Source organism: Sulfurovum sp. (genome assembly GCF_041562805.1).
Lineage (GTDB): Bacteria > Campylobacterota > Campylobacteria > Campylobacterales > Sulfurovaceae > Sulfurovum.
In genome coordinates this window covers 37,280-58,674 of the sequence record NZ_JBFFOH010000001.1, presented here as the reverse complement: position 1 = coordinate 58,674, position 21,395 = coordinate 37,280, and the positions used below count along the sequence as shown (strand labels likewise).

Annotated in this window: 20 protein-coding genes; 14 read left to right on the top strand and 6 right to left on the bottom strand. The window is 35.5% G+C overall.

The window, feature by feature from the left end:
• Positions 1 to 973: 973 nt before the first annotated feature.
• Positions 974 to 1,222, bottom strand: a complete 249-nt coding sequence (locus tag ABYK33_RS00310; protein WP_373030901.1) for a hypothetical protein — start codon at positions 1,220 to 1,222, stop codon at positions 974 to 976.
• A gap of 302 nt (positions 1,223 to 1,524) precedes the next feature.
• On the opposite strand from ABYK33_RS00310, the gene ABYK33_RS00305 reads away from it, so the two are divergent.
• The gene (locus ABYK33_RS00305) at positions 1,525 to 1,758 is read left to right on the top strand and encodes a hypothetical protein (protein WP_373030900.1); all 234 of its coding nucleotides are present in this window, start codon (positions 1,525 to 1,527) and stop codon (positions 1,756 to 1,758) included.
• A gap of 35 nt (positions 1,759 to 1,793) precedes the next feature.
• Here the strand turns inward: ABYK33_RS00305 and ABYK33_RS00300 are convergent, their stop codons facing one another.
• The 3 genes from ABYK33_RS00300 to ABYK33_RS00290 are packed head-to-tail and all read right to left on the bottom strand — an operon-like array spanning position 1,794 to position 4,621.
• On the bottom strand, positions 1,794 to 3,659 hold the full coding sequence (locus ABYK33_RS00300; RefSeq protein WP_373030899.1) for a DUF2207 domain-containing protein: 1,866 nt from the start codon (positions 3,657 to 3,659) through the stop codon (positions 1,794 to 1,796).
• Positions 3,660 to 3,662: 3 nt separating this feature from the next.
• Positions 3,663 to 4,226 carry a LemA family protein gene (locus tag ABYK33_RS00295; RefSeq protein WP_373030898.1) on the bottom strand — a complete coding sequence of 188 codons (564 nt, stop codon included), beginning with the start codon at positions 4,224 to 4,226 and terminating at the stop codon, positions 3,663 to 3,665.
• A 44-nt stretch (positions 4,227 to 4,270) separates the two neighbouring features.
• Positions 4,271 to 4,621, bottom strand: a complete 351-nt coding sequence (locus tag ABYK33_RS00290) for a gamma-glutamylcyclotransferase (RefSeq protein WP_373030897.1) — start codon at positions 4,619 to 4,621, stop codon at positions 4,271 to 4,273.
• Between the two features lie 88 nt (positions 4,622 to 4,709).
• On the opposite strand from ABYK33_RS00290, the gene ABYK33_RS00285 reads away from it, so the two are divergent.
• Together ABYK33_RS00285 and ABYK33_RS00280 are read left to right on the top strand one after the other, a co-directional pair.
• Positions 4,710 to 5,600 (top strand): 5'-nucleotidase, encoded by an 891-nt coding sequence (locus ABYK33_RS00285; RefSeq protein ID WP_373030896.1) that lies wholly within the window; start codon positions 4,710 to 4,712, stop codon positions 5,598 to 5,600.
• Between the two features lie 119 nt (positions 5,601 to 5,719).
• The gene (locus ABYK33_RS00280) at positions 5,720 to 6,322 is read left to right on the top strand and encodes a hypothetical protein (RefSeq protein WP_373030895.1); all 603 of its coding nucleotides are present in this window, start codon (positions 5,720 to 5,722) and stop codon (positions 6,320 to 6,322) included.
• 19 nt (positions 6,323 to 6,341) lie between these two features.
• Here ABYK33_RS00280 and tgt read toward each other — a convergent pair whose 3' ends face one another.
• Entirely contained in the window at positions 6,342 to 7,460 is a 1,119-nt protein-coding gene (gene tgt / locus ABYK33_RS00275; protein ID WP_373030894.1) for a tRNA guanosine(34) transglycosylase Tgt, read from the bottom strand.
• A 357-nt stretch (positions 7,461 to 7,817) separates the two neighbouring features.
• Between tgt and ABYK33_RS00270 the strand changes: the two genes are divergently transcribed.
• The 9 genes from ABYK33_RS00270 (at position 7,818) to ABYK33_RS00230 (ending at position 18,920) form a co-directional block, all read left to right on the top strand.
• Entirely contained in the window at positions 7,818 to 9,056 is a 1,239-nt protein-coding gene (locus ABYK33_RS00270; RefSeq protein WP_373030893.1) for a COG3400 family protein, read from the top strand.
• A 94-nt stretch (positions 9,057 to 9,150) separates the two neighbouring features.
• Entirely contained in the window at positions 9,151 to 10,203 is a 1,053-nt protein-coding gene (gene aroB, locus ABYK33_RS00265) for a 3-dehydroquinate synthase (RefSeq protein ID WP_373030892.1), read from the top strand.
• Positions 10,200 to 11,897: a mechanosensitive ion channel domain-containing protein gene (locus tag ABYK33_RS00260; protein WP_373030891.1), complete on the top strand. Its 1,698-nt coding sequence runs from the start codon at positions 10,200 to 10,202 to the stop codon at positions 11,895 to 11,897. The genes aroB and ABYK33_RS00260 overlap by 4 nt, the downstream gene beginning before the upstream one ends.
• A gap of 2 nt (positions 11,898 to 11,899) precedes the next feature.
• On the top strand, positions 11,900 to 13,147 hold the full coding sequence (mtaB, locus tag ABYK33_RS00255) for a tRNA (N(6)-L-threonylcarbamoyladenosine(37)-C(2))-methylthiotransferase MtaB (RefSeq protein ID WP_373030890.1): 1,248 nt from the start codon (positions 11,900 to 11,902) through the stop codon (positions 13,145 to 13,147).
• A complete protein-coding gene (locus ABYK33_RS00250; RefSeq protein WP_373030889.1) occupies positions 13,122 to 14,798 on the top strand; it encodes an AAA family ATPase in 1,677 nt (558 codons plus the stop codon). The genes mtaB and ABYK33_RS00250 overlap by 26 nt, the downstream gene beginning before the upstream one ends.
• 16 nt (positions 14,799 to 14,814) lie before the next feature.
• Entirely contained in the window at positions 14,815 to 15,360 is a 546-nt protein-coding gene (gene bioV / locus ABYK33_RS00245; protein ID WP_373030888.1) for a pimelyl-ACP methyl ester esterase BioV, read from the top strand.
• 52 nt (positions 15,361 to 15,412) lie between these two features.
• Complete coding sequence (locus ABYK33_RS00240; protein WP_373030887.1) at positions 15,413 to 16,411, top strand: hypothetical protein; 999 nt, start codon at positions 15,413 to 15,415, stop codon at positions 16,409 to 16,411.
• 11 nt (positions 16,412 to 16,422) lie between these two features.
• Complete coding sequence (locus tag ABYK33_RS00235) at positions 16,423 to 16,836, top strand: hypothetical protein (RefSeq protein ID WP_373030886.1); 414 nt, start codon at positions 16,423 to 16,425, stop codon at positions 16,834 to 16,836.
• The gene (locus ABYK33_RS00230) at positions 16,833 to 18,920 is read left to right on the top strand and encodes an ATP-binding protein (protein ID WP_373030885.1); all 2,088 of its coding nucleotides are present in this window, start codon (positions 16,833 to 16,835) and stop codon (positions 18,918 to 18,920) included. Before ABYK33_RS00235 ends, ABYK33_RS00230 begins: the two co-directional genes overlap by 4 nt.
• A gap of 5 nt (positions 18,921 to 18,925) precedes the next feature.
• Here ABYK33_RS00230 and ABYK33_RS00225 read toward each other — a convergent pair whose 3' ends face one another.
• Complete coding sequence (locus ABYK33_RS00225) at positions 18,926 to 19,588, bottom strand: response regulator transcription factor (protein WP_373030884.1); 663 nt, start codon at positions 19,586 to 19,588, stop codon at positions 18,926 to 18,928.
• A gap of 149 nt (positions 19,589 to 19,737) precedes the next feature.
• On the opposite strand from ABYK33_RS00225, the gene ABYK33_RS00220 reads away from it, so the two are divergent.
• Together ABYK33_RS00220 and ABYK33_RS00215 are read left to right on the top strand one after the other, a co-directional pair.
• Positions 19,738 to 20,769 (top strand): hypothetical protein, encoded by a 1,032-nt coding sequence (locus ABYK33_RS00220; protein ID WP_373030883.1) that lies wholly within the window; start codon positions 19,738 to 19,740, stop codon positions 20,767 to 20,769.
• Between the two features lie 95 nt (positions 20,770 to 20,864).
• The gene (locus ABYK33_RS00215) at positions 20,865 to 21,392 is read left to right on the top strand and encodes a YceI family protein (RefSeq protein ID WP_373030882.1); all 528 of its coding nucleotides are present in this window, start codon (positions 20,865 to 20,867) and stop codon (positions 21,390 to 21,392) included.
• The last annotated feature ends 3 nt before the right edge of the window (positions 21,393 to 21,395 follow it).

The window sequence follows — 21,395 nt, the reverse complement described above, 5'->3', positions numbered from 1 at the left end:
AACGTTTTTATGAAAATTATCTTAGATACGACAGGAGGAAGTGTGTGTTCGTTGGTAGTCGATACAACAATGTTTTTTCTAAAAGGAGGAAGAATAAAAAAACTGCCATACCTAAGATATGTTTGAATTGTAACTAAATAAGATAAAATTTGTCTTAATTTAAAACTTATAACTAAAATTTGTTTATATTATTTATTTCAATCATACAAATAAAACAGTTTTGCATCTTATAAGTACCGCTGTACAGGGCACTCTATGCATTTTGCATATCACGACACCCATTAAAGAAATAATTTATCTCCTTATATTTTTAACGTATGAGAGTATGAAAATAATTTTACAGGGTATATTTTTTAGTAGAAATAGGGGATTGTAGATTATGTATGGATCATCAGGGCAAAAATAATAAGTGAGATATTGGTACAAATTACAAGTAACACAAATACCTTATCATTTTTGTTCCAATCACTCATAGCTAGAAATCTTGATAGCATTTTTTTCATTATGCAGCATTGATCTTACGTTTTAATGTTGTGCCATCATCATAGTGGTAGATTACTTGAACAAGGACACCACGTTTATTAAGTACTTCTTCTGTGTACATAAGCGTTCTTCTCATGTTTACTCCATATATTTAATTATTAATTAGAATAATAACAATATGGATGTCATATTTATGTCACATTATTTATTAATTATTATATATTACACATAGAATTAACAAATAAGCCAGTTTTTTATTTTGTAACACAAATCCCTTAGAAAGTAAATATTACATCTATAATGCTATAGTTATTATGTTAATTTAAAAAGGAGTAATAATATGGAATTATTTATAATTGGTATTCTTGTTATTGTGGGATATTTCTATTACAGGTTTAGAAAAGACCATGCTGATAACTAAAATAAACCAAGCAGTTTGCGGTTGCTAGAATAACAAAGGATATTCAAGGAGAGCCAAACACAGTACTGCCTAGCATACAAGCCAGTTCTCCATTTTAAAAATGTCCTCTGTAGAGGGCATACCTTTCCATCCATTTGATTCCAAATACATCATTTTATTTCCAAAGTAACCTACAATATATTTTTCTTTATAGATAGGAAATGTACCTGAGTGAAACATAGCAAAGATATCCTCATAATTACGAGCTCTTTCATAATAGGAAAAATCAAAACTATGTAAGGCTATCATTGCAGATTGCAGCATCTCATTTTTATGCATAGAACTACTCAATACATAATATGATGGATAGGGTACAGCCGGGGTCTCTAGTAGGTCGCAGATATAAAATCTTTCTTTCTTTTTATTATACATAGTGACATTTTAGTGTTAGTATCAGAAAACAGGAAATAATATGTCAAATTGACATATTATTTCCTAAATATTGAGGAAATAGTTATCAATAATTATAATTAACACTTACTTAATACATGTTCATTATAATTGGCGAATAAATAAAAGTCATTAATTATGAGTCACAACTATGGATCTTCTCCTTGGTTGTCAATAGGATACGGTGTGAAATGATTACATGTGATAAAGAAATAAGTCTATTGGTAGAGAAGATGGAGAAGGATATTCCTATTTGTTCTTTACATTCTATTCAGGAACTTATCGAATGTGCGAAGAACATAGATTTAGATACTCGCTATTTTCCTGTTGTGGATTGCGGGTTTATTGTATATAAAGATACGATCATTTTTCTCACATCAGAAGATGGGGTAACTATATTGTCTCTGAATCCAATTACGCTATAGGTAGACATACATATACTATCTATATAACTAGAATATCACCAAGAGCCACCACCACCTCCTCCACCGCCACCACCGGAAAAACCACCTCCTCCAGAGAAGCCACCACCACCACTTCCTGCAGGAGTGGTAGATGCAGCGTTCACAGAAGAGGTGAATCGTCCCATGTTTGAAACATTTCCATGATACCAATGAGGTTCTTCAACATTTAATACTTGATAGAAGGAGAGCCAATGGTCTGTTTCATTAAACAGAACAGCGTAGGGAAGCATCTTCTCTAAGTAAAGGGGATCCATTTCCAAACGTCTTTTTATTTCATCCTCTTTTACCCGTTTAACAAACTCTTTTAAACCTAATAAATGTTTAGAAGCATAAGCACCTTTTTGTGTAAATCTTCCTATTTTTTTATAGGTGAATCCTAAAGCCAGTGCCAGCACTATAAGTACAGCTACTGGACCTACGGCTAGTTCACTTAGATCCATCCCTTCATTCATAATGCCAACAAAAGGTATCATCCCTACAGATCCAAAAAGAAAACCGGTTATTTTAGAGAACCAGTTTTTATTTGAAGTCATGATACTGATACCTACAGCCGCAAATATCATAGGAAATACAAGAAGAAAGATAGCCGCTTCTCCAAGCTGTAAATACAAGCTGTAAAGTACCAGCCCTGCAACAGGCAATAAAAACAAGAGACTCTTCATTATAAAGCTTTTACGTATTCTTTGTGGATTATCTGCCATAAATCCATCCGACACAGACCAAGTATAAAGATTATCATTGATCTGTCCAAATCCTTCTTTTAAGGCTGAAGCTTTTGTTTTTGAGCCAGCTGACATGACAAAAGTTGTTCTGCCTTTAAAGAGAACATGGTTAAGCAAATATTTTTGATCCATAGTTAGGTTTTCTGTACTTTTTTCTTTACGTATCAAAATAGGGTCAAGTTTTTTCTCTTTTTGCTCTATTTCCAAATGTCCTAAATGTGCAAGTTCCAGTACTGCTGCGGCAAAGTCCTTCGTATCTGCAAATTTGTCAAGTACAAGGCCTGACTGTAATAGGCTTAATCCTTTGGGAGCTTCATACTGTACAGCTATAGATCGTTTATCTTCAAAACCTGAGTACTTCGTATACATCTCACGAAAATAAAGTAAAAATCCAACTAATGCCGCCCAATGAAAATTTGCTAACATCCAATCCATAAATGTTGCTTTGACATTTTCAAGTCCATTTTGATCCAGGATATCAGCAGAATATGCCATCTCAACAGTAGCACCTTCCTCTGGGTTAAGTACAGGGACTTTTACCTGTAGTTGTCTTGTGTTTATCCATGTACTTATTGCTGTAGAACTTTTCGTACCATAACGGCCAGTATAACTTGAGACTGCTATGTCATGTTGTGTAAGTGAAGGAGGCAGGAAGAAGTTTGCTTCAACCTTTTGAATAGGTATCTGCCATCCTGTACCGATGATGTTCCAACGTATGGCATCATTTTCTTCATTTTGTACAGCAGGAAGTACACCTTTTTTAACTCGGTAAGCAATTGTGTAAAGATGTTTTCCTGTCACATATTTGCCTGCAGAGCCTATCTTCAAACGTATAGCATCACCAGCATTTGCAGTAGGTTGTGTAGACTGTTGCCATTCAACTATGCCACCATCAAGCAGTACTGATAACGCATAGAGTCCAAGATCTTTAATGAGACCTTCTCTTTTAACAGTAAAAGGAATATCGCGAAATATACCATGTTTACTCTGTTGTTCAAAGTCATACTCGATGAACTCTACAATGGAAAGTTCTCCACTTTGTTCGACAGTAATATCTACCTTAAAATTTGATATCTTTTCAGCATAAGCGGATGACACCCATACTAAGAAGAAGAGGGTGATTGCAAGTAGTCTTATCATAGATTAAAGATCGATTTTAGGCATCTTTTTAACAGACGCAGATTCACTTTCATCTAGCTCAAAATAATCACGTGCAGTAAAATTATACTTTTGTGCGATAAATAGATCTGGGAAAGACTCTGTTTTTGCATTGTAGTCTCTTACGATAGCGTTATAGTAACGTCTTGCATTCTGAATGGCATCTTCAAGATTAGAAAGTTGATTTTGAAGATCTAGAAAGTTTGTGTTGGCTTTGAGATCTGGATATGCTTCTGCCAAAGCAAATAATTTACCTAATGCACCACTTAACATATTGGCCGCAGCTGCTTTTTCGTCTACAGTGCCGGCACTTAGCCCTTGTTGACGTGCCTGTATTACTTTTTCAAGTGTCTCTGCTTCATACTCTTTATATCCTCGTACTGTATCGACAAGTGCGGGTATGAGGTCATAACGACGCTTTAACTGAACATCGATGTCTGACCATGAAGCATCTATACCTGCTCTCAATGATACAAATTTATTGTAAATAGCAATTAGATATACAACAACAACAGCAATAATGATCAATACTATATTTCCAAAACTCATTCTTCTTCCTTTATTTTTTATAAATCAATTATATCAAAATAATTTTATTCATCTTCAAGTTCTTCTTTGTCATGTTTTAGAACATATATAAAAGTATCTACATCAAGTTCATCATACCGTTCTACCGTTACCTCTGTACGGACAAACTCTTCACCTTCAAATGTATCAAGATACTCCCAATTATCTTCAAGATTATGTGAATAAAACAAAAAACCGTGTACTGTATCTTTATCAGAATCTAGTTTTATACCAGGGTACCCCATAGATGCAGACCATCCTGCTGCAACAAGCTCACCTGTTACTGTTGCGGGGACAAACTTACCAACGATATTTTCAAGTACATGACCATTGGGGCAGTTTGGCATGAGTGTACCGTATACAAAAATTGTTTCCATTAAATTGACCTTTATAAAAAAAGAATTTTACTATAGTATGGCATAAAGTAAAATTGACTACAATACAACAAATATCAAAAGGAAACTTATGTCTTACGATTTAAAAAAGAAACTTGTGATTGCTATCTCTTCTCGTGCATTATTTGATTTGGAAGATGAAAACAAGATGTTTGAAAAAAAAGGTTTAAAAAAATATTATAAATATCAAATCAAAAATGAGAACAAGTTACTTAAACGTGGGGCCGCCTTTGATTTCGTAAAGAATATACTACACATCAACAAACACTTTGATGACAAACTTATAGAAGTCATCGTTCTTTCACGCAATAATGCGGCCACAGGTCTACGTATCAAAAACTCTATAGACAAATATAAATTAAATGTTGAAAGAGCAGGGTGGACAGCAGGTACACCTATTTCTAACTACCTCAAAGCCTTTGATGTGGACTTGTTTCTTTCTGCTCATGAGGAAGATGTACAAGAAGCTATTAATGTAGGTATTGCAGCAGCAAGAATCATTCCTAAAAAGTATAAAAAAGACGCTAAAAGAAAAGATGTACACATTGCTTTTGATGGTGATGCTGTACTATTTTCAGATCAGTCAGAGAAGATATACAAAAAGCATGGACTAGAGGCTTTTGTAAAACATGAAAAGAAAAATGCCAAAAACCCTTTACCCAAAGGACCATTTGCAAAATTACTCAAGGTAATATCAAAAATACAAAAAAAATTTCCTATGGAAAAAGCACCTATCAAAACTTCACTTATTACTGCACGAGACTTTGCCACATTTGAAAGAGTTATCCGTACTTTTGATGCATGGGATGTACGTGTTGATGAAGCTTTTTTCCTTGGAGGTGTAGAAAAAAGAAGGGTAGTAAAGTCCTTCAAAGCAGATATATTCTTTGATGATCAAGATGTGCATTTAGATAAAACATCTAAAAAGACACCCTCTGCGAAGGTACCGTACAAACGTTAAATATTTATTAATATAGAATAATTAATTCTTATAATTTATTAAAAATTGTTATAATAAATTATAGTTTAAGTCTTTGATAGTCTTATACTTTTAGATTTTACAGTTAGTAAGGTAATTTTATGTCTGAAATACATTATGTAGGGCCACGAGTAGAGATATCTAATCATGGCATCGTTTATAAACTCTCTAAAGAAGATAAATATATTTATCTCATGGTAGCTTTAGAAATCCTCAAAGATATTGACAATGACTATGATAAAAAACCATATTATAGCCATCCGTTTGAAAACAAATTACTTGACGAAAAAGATTTACATACTATATTGAAATACTATGAAAATGATATTGAAGAATGTGTTACAGAAGAGTGTGAAAAATATAAAGAAAAGATGAAACATGAGATAGAGTTCATACAAAATCAACCCTATCTAGCAGATATTGACAAGGAAGTATGGATAAAAAACATTGAACTTATGAAAGATTACAGAATACAAAGAGCCATTAATAAAATATATTATATGCATTGTATAAAAGACATAACAGAGGTAATAAAACATAAAAAAATAAAAGAGATCATCACACCTTTTAATAAAAACTTTTTTCATGTTTTAAACACTATTAAAGGCGCACTCATCACAGGCAGACCTTCATTAGATGCAAAAGTCTTTGAGGAAATGGATAAAAACAACAATATGTTCGCAAGACTATCTATAAAAAGATAATAGTACGTTTTTTAATATACTATTTTCGCTTCTCATAAAATTCAGCTTTAAAGGCATCAAATCTATTCTCTAATATTGCCTCTCTCATCTGCTTCATAAGGTCAAGATAGTAGTAAAGGTTGTGAATCGTTCCTAATCTAAAATATGTGATCTCTCTGGCACGGAAGAGGTGGCGCAAATAAGACCTTGAATAGGTTTGACATACCATGCAACCACACTCCGGGTCAAGAGGACCTGCATCAGTCGTATACTGGGCCTTTTTGATATTTACCTTTCCAAAACTTGTAAATAGCGTACCATTACGTGCATTTCTTGTTGGCATGACACAATCGAACATATCTACACCACGTGAAACGTTTTCTACCAGATCTTCAGGTGTTCCAACACCCATAAGATAACGTGGTTTGTTTTCAGGCATAAACTGTGTGGTCCATTCTACAGTATCATACATATCCTGGTTGGCCTCTCCTACACTCAGTCCACCAATGGCAAAACCGTCATAATCCATCGCACACAGTTCTTTAGCTGACTTCTCACGGAAAGCATTATCTGTACCACCTTGGATAATAGCAAAGATGTTTTGATCAACGCCTATACCTTCATCCTGTTTGGCTCTAAAATAGTCAATAGACTCCTGCGCCCAACGTGTTGTACGCTCAATACTTGCTTTAATACGTTCTTGTGTTGCGGGTAGGGCAACAAGATCATCAAGGATCATCATAATATCTGAACCTAAGTTATGTTGGATGTCTATCACTTTCTTAGGTGTAAAATAGTGTTTACTCCCATCAACGTGGCTTCTAAAGGTGATACCCCCTTCATCTATTTTAACATTGTCTGAGAGTGAAAAAGCCTGAAATCCACCACTGTCTGTGAGGAAACTCTTAGGATACTTTGTAAAACCGTGTAATTTCCCCATAGTTTTAATAGTCTCATCTCCTGGACGAATATATAAATGATAGGTATTCCCCAAAATGATCTCTGGTTTGATGAATGTAGCAAGGTCAGTTGCATCAAGTGCTTTGACTGCACCTACAGTACCCACAGGCATAAATACTGGAGTTTGAATGGTGGAATGGGCTGTTTTTATCGTACATGATCTTGCTTTACCGTCTGTTTTATCTATCTGAAATTCCATTGTGTTATAATATCCCTCAAAAATAATTACGAAAGTATATCTATATTTTAATAGAATAAGACAAAAACAACTCATAATTAAAGAAGTTTTGTCATGTAATTTTAAAGCGAGTATTCGCGTAGTCAAGCTGGGCTTTGCTCATTTGGCACTATGTAAAGGATTTCCATCAAAAACATACTTATATTAGCTAGTGGTAGTATTGCGAAGCATTTTATAGACTGGGTCAGCACGAACAGAGTTGCAGAGAACCAATACTATGTAACATGCTATAAAGCACACACAACACCTGATAAAATAGGCAAGAACATCACAGTCATTGATGCTGACCCTACAAGTTTTTCTAAACTTAAGAATATCATGGATGCTACTAAATTCTCTAATCTTTTTATTGTTATGGAAGATATAGAAGATGCAAAATATGCGCTTAAAAATGTTGCGCTTATCAACACTAAAATGCGTATAGCACTTGTAAATCAATGGGATGATAATGAGATAGGAAAAGATCAGGAAAACATTACGATAGTACACACTGATCAACTTATAGCCGCCCATCTTTATGACCAACTTCCCAATGTCCCCTTGGTCGCTCAGAATGTTGGACTTGGGCAAGGTGAGATCATGGAAGTACATGTACCTTTTGGAAGTTCATATGCCTATAGACACATAGGTACTATAGTTCAAAATCAATGGAAGATCGCTGCACTCTACAGAGATGAGCAACAGATCCTTCCGACAAACTCGACCATGATACGTCCTAATGACACCTTACTCATACTGGGAAAACCTATAGTGCTCAATGGTGTATACAAGACCATCAACAAAAGAATAGGTCTTTTTCCTGAACCATTTGGTAAAAATATTTATCTTATCCTGGATCTTAGACATGACCACAAAGATGCACTACTTTACCTTAAACAGAGTATTTATCTTGTTGAGAAATTAGAAGATAAAGACCTCTATGTACGTGTTTTATATCCAAATGATTTTAAATTGATAGAGGAACTTAAAACTTTAGAGTCCGAACATGTCACAATTTCTATCTCTTATGATAACGAAAATGTAAAATCCTCAGTGGAAAATGATATACATGAGTTTAATGTAGGACTTGTGATGAACAGTATTCCAACTTTTGAGGCTGGTGGCCTTAAAGATACTATCTATGATCTAAAAAAGTTGGTTTTCCTTTTTGGTGACAAACTGCTCTATAACATCAAAAGATCTGTAGTCCTTATGAGTGAAAAAGAAAAAATGGAATCCATTTCATCTACAGCCTTTGATATTTCTGAGACGCTGGGCTTAGGGCTTACACTTGGTGACTTTGATCCAGAAGGAGACTTTGAGAGTAAAAAAATGATCATTGAACATTATGAGACTCTCACACATATCTTTAATATGGAAATGAAGATCGAACAAAAAATAGCCAATCCTATACGAGAACTTTCAAATATGGAAGATATACTCCAAATAGCACCTTTTGAAAAGAGTCTCAATACAGACAGTATCAGAAAACTCATCTCTAACAGAATTCAAGACTTTATTCTTACCACGAACAGGCACCCAAAGCTACTCGTTCCTTTTGCCATCACTGAGTCCTAAATAAGGACTCAAGAAGGGCATTAAGCACCCTTACAACGATACTTAATCACAAATAAGATAAAATAAAGCCAATAATAACGCAAGGTTTTACCAGATGATCGTTCCTATCGAATTAGCACACACTCAGAACATTACTTATGACATCACGATTGATGCATTACCACAACTTACTTTTGACACCAATGTCGTTGTAGTTACGAACCCGACAGTAGCTGGCTTTCATCTAGAAACGCTTCTTTCTCACCTGAAGGCTACAAAACTTAATGTTGTAACAATTCCTGACGGGGAAGGATACAAGACCTTAGAGACAGTAGAAAATATACTGAATCAATGTTTTGAACATAAGCTTGATAGAAAATCTTTACTTATTGCCTTTGGTGGGGGTGTGATAGGGGACATGACAGGATTTACCGCAAGCCTTTATCAGAGAGGTATAGACTTTATACAGATACCTACAACACTGCTTAGTCAGGTTGATGCCAGTGTAGGTGGAAAAACAGGGGTCAACAACAAATATGGTAAAAATCTCATAGGTGCCTTCTATCAGCCCAAAGCCGTTTACATAGATCCAGCATTTTTAAAGACATTACCTCCAAGAGAGTTTGCTGCAGGTATCGCTGAGATAGTCAAAATGGCTGTAATGTTTGATAAGTCATACTTTGAATTTCTTCAGAAAGCTGACTTTAGAGATCCTGAAACACTTAAAGAAGTGATCAAAAAGAGTGTAGAACTTAAAGCATGGGTAGTGAATCAAGACGAGAAAGAAGCGGGTATACGTGCTGTACTTAACTATGGGCATACTTTTGGACACGTAGTTGAAAATGAGACCCAGTATACGACATACCTGCATGGTGAAGCGGTAGCCATAGGTATGATAATGGCTAATGCACTGGCAATAGAACTTGGGCTTTTCACGCAGGAAGAAGCTGCAGAAGTCAAAGTACTTTTAGAAAAGGCCTCACTACCTACAGAGTATGTCATCGAAGATGTAGATGATTTCTATGAACATTTCTTTTTAGATAAAAAGAGCGCAAGAGGTAGTATTAAATTTATTTTACCTCAAGGTATGGGCAACTATGAAATGGTATCGGACATTGATGAAAGTATTGTCAAAAAAGTACTTCGCAGCTTTGGAGAGAACATATGAATTTTAAACATATAATTGTAGTCCTTTCTCTTTTATCTGCAACTTCGTCATTTTCGGAGCAAACAATTGATGATCCTTCTGTCTCCGAAGTAACCTTTGCCAAGTCAATTGTAGAACAAAATGCATCTCAGCAAATACTTGAAGAAAAAAGCCCTCTTGACATTCAAAAGATAAATCAACTTCTTATTAAGAAGGAGAATTTGGACCAAGAACTGATGGAGAATAATATCTGGTCAAAAATTTACAGTAACTTCCATACCTACAAAGTACTCAAAAAACAACAAATTACACTGGAAGCAACTATTGACCGTTTAGAAAACATCATAAAGCGAACAAGAACAGAAAATGAAGAGTTAGAAAGTGCACAAGACAATAAAGTCACACTTCTAGGAAAGCTTCAACTGCTAAAGGAGTATGAAAAAGACCCTTTTGAAAAGTTTCTAACACCTCCTACTATCGGTACTGTACCTAGTGTAGAAAACCCCTTTGCTGTCATTGCTGCCATTTCATATAGGGAAAAGCTCCAATCTGACATGGAGGAATATAACAGTAGATATGACTCTCTAGAACATATTGTAGGAAAGTTTAAAGAGAAACAAAGTATCCTCAAAAAACTTCTAAAGCTGGATTCTCTCAATGTAGAATTAATTAATGAACTAGAAGATACAGAAGACCAGCTCAAGACATTTATACCTGTCATAGAAATATTTAAAACAACCAAAAATGTATATAGTAAAAAAATTGATGAAATTGAACTCAATCTCAAAAATGATATTCAAAGAGAGATAATAAGAACGGTTACTATTGGAGCGGTCATTCTATTCTTTATTTTCCTTTTACTTTTTATTAAATATTTTGTTAAAAAATATATGTCAGACAATGAAAATTTTTATGCTGTTAACAAAGCGCTCAATATCTCTTTTGTAAGTATTTTAATTTTAACCTTACTCCTTGCCTATATAGAAAATGTAAGTTACCTTGTTACGATCCTTGGTTTTGCCTCAGCCGGTATTGCTATTGCTATGAAAGACTGGTTCATGTCTCTTATGGGATGGGCCACAATTGTAATTGGGGGTTCTATCCATGTAGGGGACAGGGTTCGATTTGTACGAGAGGGTGTAGAGTATGTAGGGGATATCGTAGATATCTCAATGCTTCGTATGACCATGCATGAAGATATCAATCTAACGTCCTACATGACAAACAGAAGAGCAGGACGGATGATATTCATCCCAAACAACTACATATTTACAGATATGATCGCGAACTACTCTCATTCTGGACTAAAAACAGTATGGGATGGAATAGACTTTGTCATTACTTTTGATTCTGATGCACACAGGGCCACACAAATTGCTAAAGAGATCACAAAAAAATACTCAAAAGGGTATACAGAGATAACAAGAAAACAGCTCAATAAATTAAGAAGTAAATACGGTATGAGAAACACCAATGTTGAGCCTCGTATCTTTACACATATTGAACCGTATGGCTTCAAAATATCAGCATGGTATCTTACGAACTCCTATGCAACCATGACGCTTAGAAGTACTATTTCCATTGAGTTGATCGCACGCTTACAAGCAGAGGAAAATATACAACTTGCATTTCCTACACAATCTATATACATGGATAAAAATGTACCTAAACCGATAACTCAATTGGATGAGACAAATCCAGATATAAGGCTTTAACAATGCAAAAAGTCTATTTTAAAACCTTTGGATGTCGTACAAACCAGTTTGATACACAAGTAATGATGTCTAAACTCAAAGACTATGAACTAACAGATAATGAACTACACTCAGATTATATTGTAGTAAACTCATGTACCGTAACCAATGGTGCTGACTCTTCTGTCCGTAACTACATTGCTTCCATGAAACGTAAAAATCCTGATGCCAAAGTAGTACTGGCAGGCTGTGGATCCCACTCAAAAGGTGAGTCTTTATTTGAGGATAAAAAAGTATTTGGTGTGATAGGTCATTCTGAAAAAGAAAACATCAATGCCGTACTTAAAAACGAAACACCTTTTTATCAAATAGGTGATCTTGAACATATAGATTCAACTATTGTTGAAGAGTTCGTAGGGAAAAGCAGGGCATTCATCAAGATACAGGAAGGGTGTGACTTCAGATGTTCTTACTGTATCATACCAGCAGTGCGCGGTAATGCACGTTCTCATAAAGAAGAGACCATTCTTGAGCAAATATCTAAGCTTGCAGCAAATGGATTTGGAGAATTTATCCTCACCGGTACAAATGTAGGAAGCTACGGTCAAGACCACAATACTTCCATGGCAAAGTTACTTAAGAAAATGAGTATGATACGTGGTGTAAGGCGTATACGTATAGGAAGTTTAGAACCCATACAGATAGATGATGAATTTATGGAACTCCTAAGTGAACCTTGGATGGCCAGACATATGCACATTGCCTTACAGCATACCAGTGACAAAATGCTAAAACTGATGAACAGACGCAATGAGTATAAAACAGATCTTGAACTTTTTAGAAAAATTGCTGATCAAGGTTATGCTTTGGGTACTGACTACATTGTTGGGCACCCAGGTGAAGATGATAAAGAGTGGGCTGAAGCTATCTCCAGAGTCAAAGAGTTACCACTGACACATGTTCACGCTTTCTCATACTCTAAGAGAGACAACACTCCTTCTGCAACGATGAAACCTGAAATAAGAGGTAACATCGCAAAAGAGCGTCACCGAGAACTCACAGATATTATTAAGGCTAAAAACTTTGCTTTTAGACGTGATCATACTAAGGATCTTGAAGTCTTACTTGAAAGTGGTAAGGATGGTATCTATCATGGATTTGACCAATACTTCAATAAAGTATCTGTTACAAGTGATGAAGACCTAAGTGCAAACTGGGTCTTTTTAAATAACGTGGAGGTAGCCAATGAAGGCAATAAAGCCAAAATTTAATCCATTAGCCCTTAATCCCTCAAATATCAAGATCATTGCAGGGTTGCTTATAGTATTACTCATACTGCTTTCTTTTGCAACCTTTAGAGATACAGATAGCCTCATTACACATGATCAGGCAAATAGACTTTATACTGAAGGCAAGATAGAAAAAGTCATCATAGATGGTGATTTCTTACGCCTAAAAACTGATGAGCTCAGCTATAAGATCTATAAAGATGCTGTCAATAAAACGGCATTCTTTACAAAATATCCGGTAGAGGTACGTGAAGACAACAGCTATCTTTATGATCTTTTTTCATTGCTTATCATCATCGCTGCATTTGGATTTCTATATAGACTGATGAAACAAAACAGACTGCAGCAACTTAAATACATCAGATCAGCTTCAAAAACAGATAATGAGCCTGCAAATGAACCTGTACAAGCACTTACTTCTAATGTAACATTTTCTGATGTAGCTGGAATAAAAGATGTTAAAGAAGAGCTTGAAGAGATCATCGACTTTCTTAAAGAACCACAAAAATATCGAGATCTGGATATCCGTTTACCTAAAGGTGTACTTCTTGTAGGTCCTCCTGGTGTAGGTAAAACACTCATTTCCAAAGCGGTTGCAGGTGAGGCAAATGTACCTTTCTTTTACCAAAGTGGTGCTTCTTTTGTACATATTTATGTAGGAATGGGTGCTAAAAGAGTTTCTGAACTCTTTAAAAAAGCAAAACAGATGGCACCAAGTATTGTTTTTATAGATGAGATAGATGCTGTAGGTAAAAGCCGTGGTGAATTTAGAAATGATGAAAGAGAAGCTACACTGAATCAACTTCTGACTGAAATGGATGGTTTTGAAGACAGTTCTGGTGTTATAGTCATTGGTGCTACCAATAAAATAGAGATGCTGGATGAAGCACTACTTAGAGCAGGACGTTTCGATAGACGTATACATATTTCATTACCTGATCTAGAAGATAGAAGTAAAACACTTGAACTCTATCTTGCACATAAACCAAATAATGTAGATACAGCCCTTGTAGCACGAATGACTGTAGGATTTAACTCTGCAGCACTCGACACGCTTACAAATGAAGCTGCTATTTATGCCATGAGAGAAGGGCGTAGTGTGGTTGAAACTTCTGATTTTGAGGCGGTAAAAGAAAAAGTCTTGCTGGGAAAACGTAAGATACTCACATTTACAGAAGAAGAGAGAGAAATTCAAGCCATTTATCAAGCGGCAAAAGCTGTTATAGCTACATGGCTGGATGTTGAATTTGAAAAAATTGGTATTGTAAATACCAGATTGCTCAGTCAGGAACATGAGATACTCTCTAAAAGTCAATTGCTCTCACGTATTAAAGTCTATCTTGCAGGTAGCATAGCAACAAAGATGCATTATAATGAACAGTTCACCAATGCGAGTACCGATATAGCCCAGGCAAAAGAGATAGTGAGAAAAGTGGTCTATGAGTATGTTATGAGTGAAAACTTCATAGTAACGCCACAACAGGAAGAAGAACTTTTACGAGAATCAGTCTCAGAAGTCACAACACTCTTAAAAACACTGGATAAAGCACTGACTGAGATCTCCAGCTTTCTCTTAGCCCATGAGAACATTACAGCTGAAGAATGTAGAGTCATTTTACGTAAGATCTTTTAAATATGAGAGCATTCTAATGAAATACTTTAATGGCTTTTCACTTCAGAATGAGGAAGAATTGTTTAGCCCATATCTTTTGAACAGTGATTATTGCGTTGCAGGTTTTTCATGCGGGGCACAACAAGCATTTGAGTATGTCTATTATAGTAAAAAACGTATAGATAGACTCATCCTTCTCTCTCCTGCATTTTTCCAAACACAAAAGCAAAGCTTTATCCGTACACAACTGCGTTACTTTGAGGCAGGGCAGGAAGCTTATGTTAAACAATTCCTAGCTAATGTAACTTACCCCTCAAACCTTGACTTATCCAACTATCTTAAAGTAGGGACTAAAGAAGAACTTGAATCTCTTTTAACATACCAGTGGGATAGTACGAAGGTACAAGAAGTCCTTGCCAGAGGTACTACTATAGAAGTATTTCTAGGAAACAAAGATAAAATCATAGATGCTCAAAAAGCTTTTACTTTTTTCTCACCATTAGTTACAACTTACTTCATGAAAGATGTTGGACATATTTTGGAAAGTAAAACGCCACATCATAGGGTAGTGAAGTCATTATAATGATGCTATACTCTAATCGAATCATATTATACAAGAAAGGTTAATAACCATAATGATCCGCGTCCTTATAAGTTTTTTCTTTCTGTATACATCACTTTATAGTGAATCGTTAAAATATGAGCTTGGTCGTGGCGTTCAGGTAGGAGATCTTCCTCTCTACATAGGAGGCTATTTCTCATTAGAATATAAACATGCTTATGGGAAAAACCGTTCACTAAAACTTGACGAACTGGCAGTAATGGCTTACGGAGAGCATCATCAATTCTCCTATATGGTTGAACTTGAAGCAGAGGATGTTTACAGTGAGGTATTCGGGGATGAAGAAAGTGAAGAAGTACATGAAGATTTTCATATCGAACGGCTCTACCTAAACTATGATTTTAATGAGAACTATGCCCTTAAATTAGGAAAATATAATTCGCCAATTGGATTCTGGAATCGTATCCCTATTAATGTTTTACGAGATACCAGCTCTAACCCAATGATTTCAACACTTCTATTCCCCAAATTTACAAGTGGAGCAGATCTTCTCTACCAATCTCAAATTGACTATTCTCTCTCTATAGATACTATGATACAAGAAGGAGAAGATCTCGACAAGATAATGAATAACGATATCTACAACAACTTTGATATTGATCGTCACTATGGTATTGGCATTACACTTCAAGATGAAGAATTAAGCTATCAATTCAATACGGGCTACTTTCGTTTGACCTCAGATGAACCTTACTACTATCTACTAGGAGCATTCAAATATGAGCATTCAGACTTTAAACTCCAAGCTGAAGTAGGTGCACAGTTTAATGACGAAGAAAGCACTATGCCTTATATCGGGTATATACAGTACTCACGTATCATACAAGAACATCATGAAGCAATTCTAAGGATAGAGAGTTATCATAATCAAGAAATAGACATTAAAGATAGTTTTGCAGTAATGGGATATACTTACAGACCACTCTATCCTATTGCACTTAAAGGTGAGTATCAGTGGCATTCTCTTCACGAAGAGAATAAACTGCTTATCTCCATTTCAGTACTATTCTAGGTGTGTAAAATATGCTACGATTAGTTTGGATATTTATTGCTGCAAGCATATGTCTAAGCGCAGAGAAATTTGTAGTCATAACGCATCCTAATAATCCTATTGATACACTTACCAAATCTCAATTGCGTATGATCTATCTCAAAAAGAGCCGCTTTTGGGGTGACACCAAACTCGTCGCACTTAATCTTCCTCCAACAAGTAACCTGCGACTAACTTTTGAAAACGAAGTTTTGAAGATGAGCTATAATGAGCTTGATAACTATTGGGTAAGAGAGCACTATAAGGGACATCGCCCACCTTATAGAGTAGAATCCGTTGAGAGTATGCTTCTCTTTGTCAAAAAAGTAGAAGGTGCAATAGGATACATCCCTGTTAGTAAAATAGATACAGGGGTAAAAGTTATCTATGAGGAAGATCAACTATGACTCTATTGAAAAAATTAATGCCAAAAACACTCAAGAGCAAACTGCGTATAGCACTTTTTGTTATTGGATTTTTCCCTTATCTCTTTATCTTGATATATAGTCACAATCTTGGTGAGAAGAAAATTTTAGATGATGCTATAGTCACCTACCATAGCCAAATGAATCAAGTTAGAGATAGGATTGAAGAGCAACTGCTCTCTTTGGAAAAAGAAATGCGTTTTCTTGCCTCTTTGGATATGATGAATGATATGATTGTAGGAGATGTTGACAAACGGATTACACAGCTTCTCATTCAAAAACAAAAAGATCTAGCGCTTAAAATGCATCTATTTACACTGACACTTGATCATAAGGTCATCGCATCTTCGGACGAAAATCTCCAACACAACTTTATTGATATTGATGCATTTCATGAGGCAATAAAGCAGAAAAAAGACTATTTTTTTACAGATAAAAATATCGTAATGTTTACACCTATCAGATCAACGCTTGATAAGGATCAGTTATTAGGTTATCTTTTTATGGAGTACTCCTTCTCCAATCTTAGTATGTTTACCGTACATGACAAAGGTATACGTTCTATGCTCTTTAACCCGGAGGATACGATAAAGATAGGTAATGTGTATGAGGATGAATTACTATATCTTTCAGTACATCGTAGTGATTATGTTAGTGATAAATATTTAATCCTATACGAAGAGTTTGAAGGCGTTTTATCACAATGGACCATCGTCTATATGATTCAAAAGTCGGTTGCATTAGCTTTTTTAGATGAATTTATTCTTTTTGTTTGGGGACTTTTTGTATTTGGTTTTATAGTTATCGCAATTATCTCATTTTGGTTCAGCAAGCGTATTTTAGAACCGATATCCAAACTTAACAACGCCACTAAATCTATCATTTCGACTAAGGATTATACTACGCAGGTATCCATTGCATCGCAAGGTGAGATCTCTGAACTTGCCAATGACTTTAATGCTATGATACGTGAAATAAATCATGCTTTTAATATCCTTGAAGAAGAAAATAAACTTCGTTTACTTCGTTTTGTGCAGCTTATTAATATTTTTAACCGTCTTATACAAACCCAAACTGAAGAGTCATGTATAGCACTGGCCATCGATGAACTACAGACGTTAATGCCTCATCAGTACTTTTCTTTTTCATCAGAGTATCCTGACCTTGAAGAAAAGACTCCAATGACACAGTATATGATGCTATATGTCAAAGATTTTGATAAACAGACTTCTGATTTTTACGGCGTAATTTCTTTTACGCAAACAAATCAGAAAACAGACCCGCATGAAGAAAAGTTTTATCGTTCTATTGCAACAATGATCATGCTTCAGTTAGATCAGATTCGTCTTATTGCACAAACACAAGCAGTCTCTCATGCCAAATCAACTTTTATCTCACATATGTCTCATGAATTACGTACACCGCTACATACGATACTTAGTTCAACACAGTACCTCATAAGCTATGAAAATCTTACAGCAGATCAGCAAGAGATTATTGCAACCATGGAATCTTCGGCAGATCATCTGCTAGGTATGATCAATGATATCCTTGATCTTGTACAGATCGAAGCAGGTAAAGTCACTATAACCCCTGTCAGAAAAACAAGTGATGAGATTGAAATGCTTACTCAAGAGGTCATCACAATGCTTGATGTACTGGCAGAACAAAAAGATGTAAAGATCACTCTAACCAATGCTATGACCAAACCGTTAGAAGTTATCATAGATTATCGATTTCTCAAACAGATACTCATTAATCTTCTTTCAAATGCTGTCAAATTTACTGATGAAGGATCTATAGATTTTATTCTTAAAATGTGTGATGAGAGTTTATGCATTGTCATTCAAGATAGTGGTATAGGAATCGATCATGATGATCTTACTTTACTCTTTGATGACTTTACGCAAGCCAAACGGAAAAGTGAGAATCATCAAAAAGGAAGTGGATTGGGACTGGCGATCAGTCGAAAACTTGCGCATTTATTTAATGCAGATATCATTCTTGAGAGTGAGGGTATAGGTCAAGGAACAAGGGCTATAGTTAAATTACGTGTATCATCTTGAAAAAGTTAATCTTTGATACTATATCCTACACCACGTACTGTCGTAATACAATCATCCAACCCGATCTTTTTTCTTAGATTTTTGATATGAACATCAACAATGTTACTAAACTTAAGACTATTGTAATCTTGAGAGAGATGTTCATTAAGCTGATAACGTGTTAAAACGATGTTTTTGTTTTGGAGTAGTATTTCAAGTAAATCAAACTCTGATAGACTTAATTTAATAGGTTTACCATCTACAGAAACTTCACGGCTACTTGTATCAAGTTTTAAGCCCGCACAAGTAAGTATAGTGTTTTTTTGTGGTGTCTCACGACGCAGTAGTGCACGGATTCGTGCAAGCAGTTCGATATTTGAATAAGGTTTACAGAGGTAATCATCTCCACCTGCATCTAAAACTTTCACTCTATCATCAATCTCAGTATTGGCAGAAAGCATCAGCACTGGAGTTGCTATCCCTTCCTTGCGCAGCAAAGAGAGCAGAGTCAAACCATCTCCATCAGGTAAATTCCAATCCAATAAAATCAGATCATACCTCTTCTCATCGATCAACTTTGTTGCATCATGATAGGTATATGATACATCACAACGATATCGTTCCTTCTCTAGTAACTGCTTCAACTGATTAGCAATAGTACGTTCATCTTCAACTACAAGTAGATTCACGAAATTTCCTTATGTGTTGTCTCACTTTTATCATTCATTATAGATTTTTTTACCTTTCAAAACGTTAATTGGAGAAAATAAACATTTCTTCATCAAATCTTCATTATTCTATTTTATACTTCCCTATCTTAACCGAAAGGAAGCACTCTATGAGAGATATCACAAAGATACAAATACCCAATATTGCTTTTTTCTTCCTCTTTGCTTCTGAGTTTACTTTTTATCTATTGATCTTACAAACAGGTATTGTTGAATATCATCATTCTGTTATGGCTGAAATATGGATGGTTCCTGTAGGTGGTGTACTAGGGATAGTCGCGTCTATCTTTATCCATAAAGAACGTCAATGGTTGATTCCTCTTCTTCTTTTTTCTCAACTTGTTCTGTCGCTGAATTATGCACATGCCAATGGTATTGAGCTTTTTCTACTCGGACTCATAAGTGGGTTGACTGCTCCCATGCTTATCGCTCGTATTGACAGATTTTGGGTAGTGGTAGTGGCCTTGGCTCTCTCATATACTTATGGAACTTACTACTTTGATGTTCCTGCTTACCAGAGAACAGATATCGCTCTCTTCTTATCAGCAGTTGCATTGAGTGCTTCATTCTTTTCTCAAATACATAGAATAAAGAGAAACACTGCATATAGTATCTCACTTTATAGCGCGGGAAGTATTTTTCTCTGGCTGCTTTTAGATGCTGCCCTGTTTGAGACACTTTCACGTGATAGTGCAATGCTTCTTTGGGGAGATAATACTTTTACATGGGTCATAATTATTTCTCATCTGATCGGTTTGATTGTTGCATACAAAGCCAGAGACTGGAAACATAATAATACGCTTCTTCTTTCTCTTTTTGTACTCACATATACACTCTACACACTAGAATGGCAATGGGGACTTAGTATTGTTTACCCTTTTGTCATCTCTTACTACAATGTCATCATTCTTCGGGTGTTGATACGTTTGCCTTATGTGTTACTTGCCGTGATGGCATTAAGCTTGTGGGCTGCATCAGGTTTGGGACTACTGGTTTCTCTAAGTGGATCGTTTGTTATAGCTTGGGCGATACTGACTCTCCTTGCCATGATACATATAGGTAAAACTGTTGAAGTTCCTTCTCTCAAGACAGTGGGGAATATTTTTTCATTACTTTTTCCTCCTTCTTCAAGGAGTTTATAACAATGAAACGTACTAAGATCACAACAGTTATAAAACTATTATTGCTTTTGCCTCAAAGAGGCTAACCTATGATCTTATATTCTAAAGGACATAACTTGAAAACTTTTCTTCTAGTCTTACTTTTCACTTCTTCACCATTGTTTGCGGGTAATCTCGTAATTACACATGCTGATGTTCAAGCCCACACAGATGTATTTGGAGATTCTACTATCAATCCCACAACCACGAATTTAACATCACACTTGACGATGGGGAAAAATATTGAATCCATGAGAGGTGAGATCGATATCTCCATGCTAGACCTTAAAAGTGACAAGGCTGACAGAGATAAAAATATGGCGGAGTCTATTGAAAGTGCCAAATACACTCTTGCCACCTATACCTTTAAAGAAGTAAAAAAATCTGCTGAAGGTTATACGGTTAATGGGATACTAAACTTTCATGGTGTCAAGAAACCACTCGTTATCCATGCAGAAATACAGAAGATAAATGGGGGTATCACCTTTAAAGGTACAGCCTCTTTCTTAATGTCAAACTATAATGTAGTACCACCTAAAATGCTTTTTTTAACGGTACGTGACCAAATTGATCTAACGATTGATGTTAAATTCAAAAAACGTTAAGAG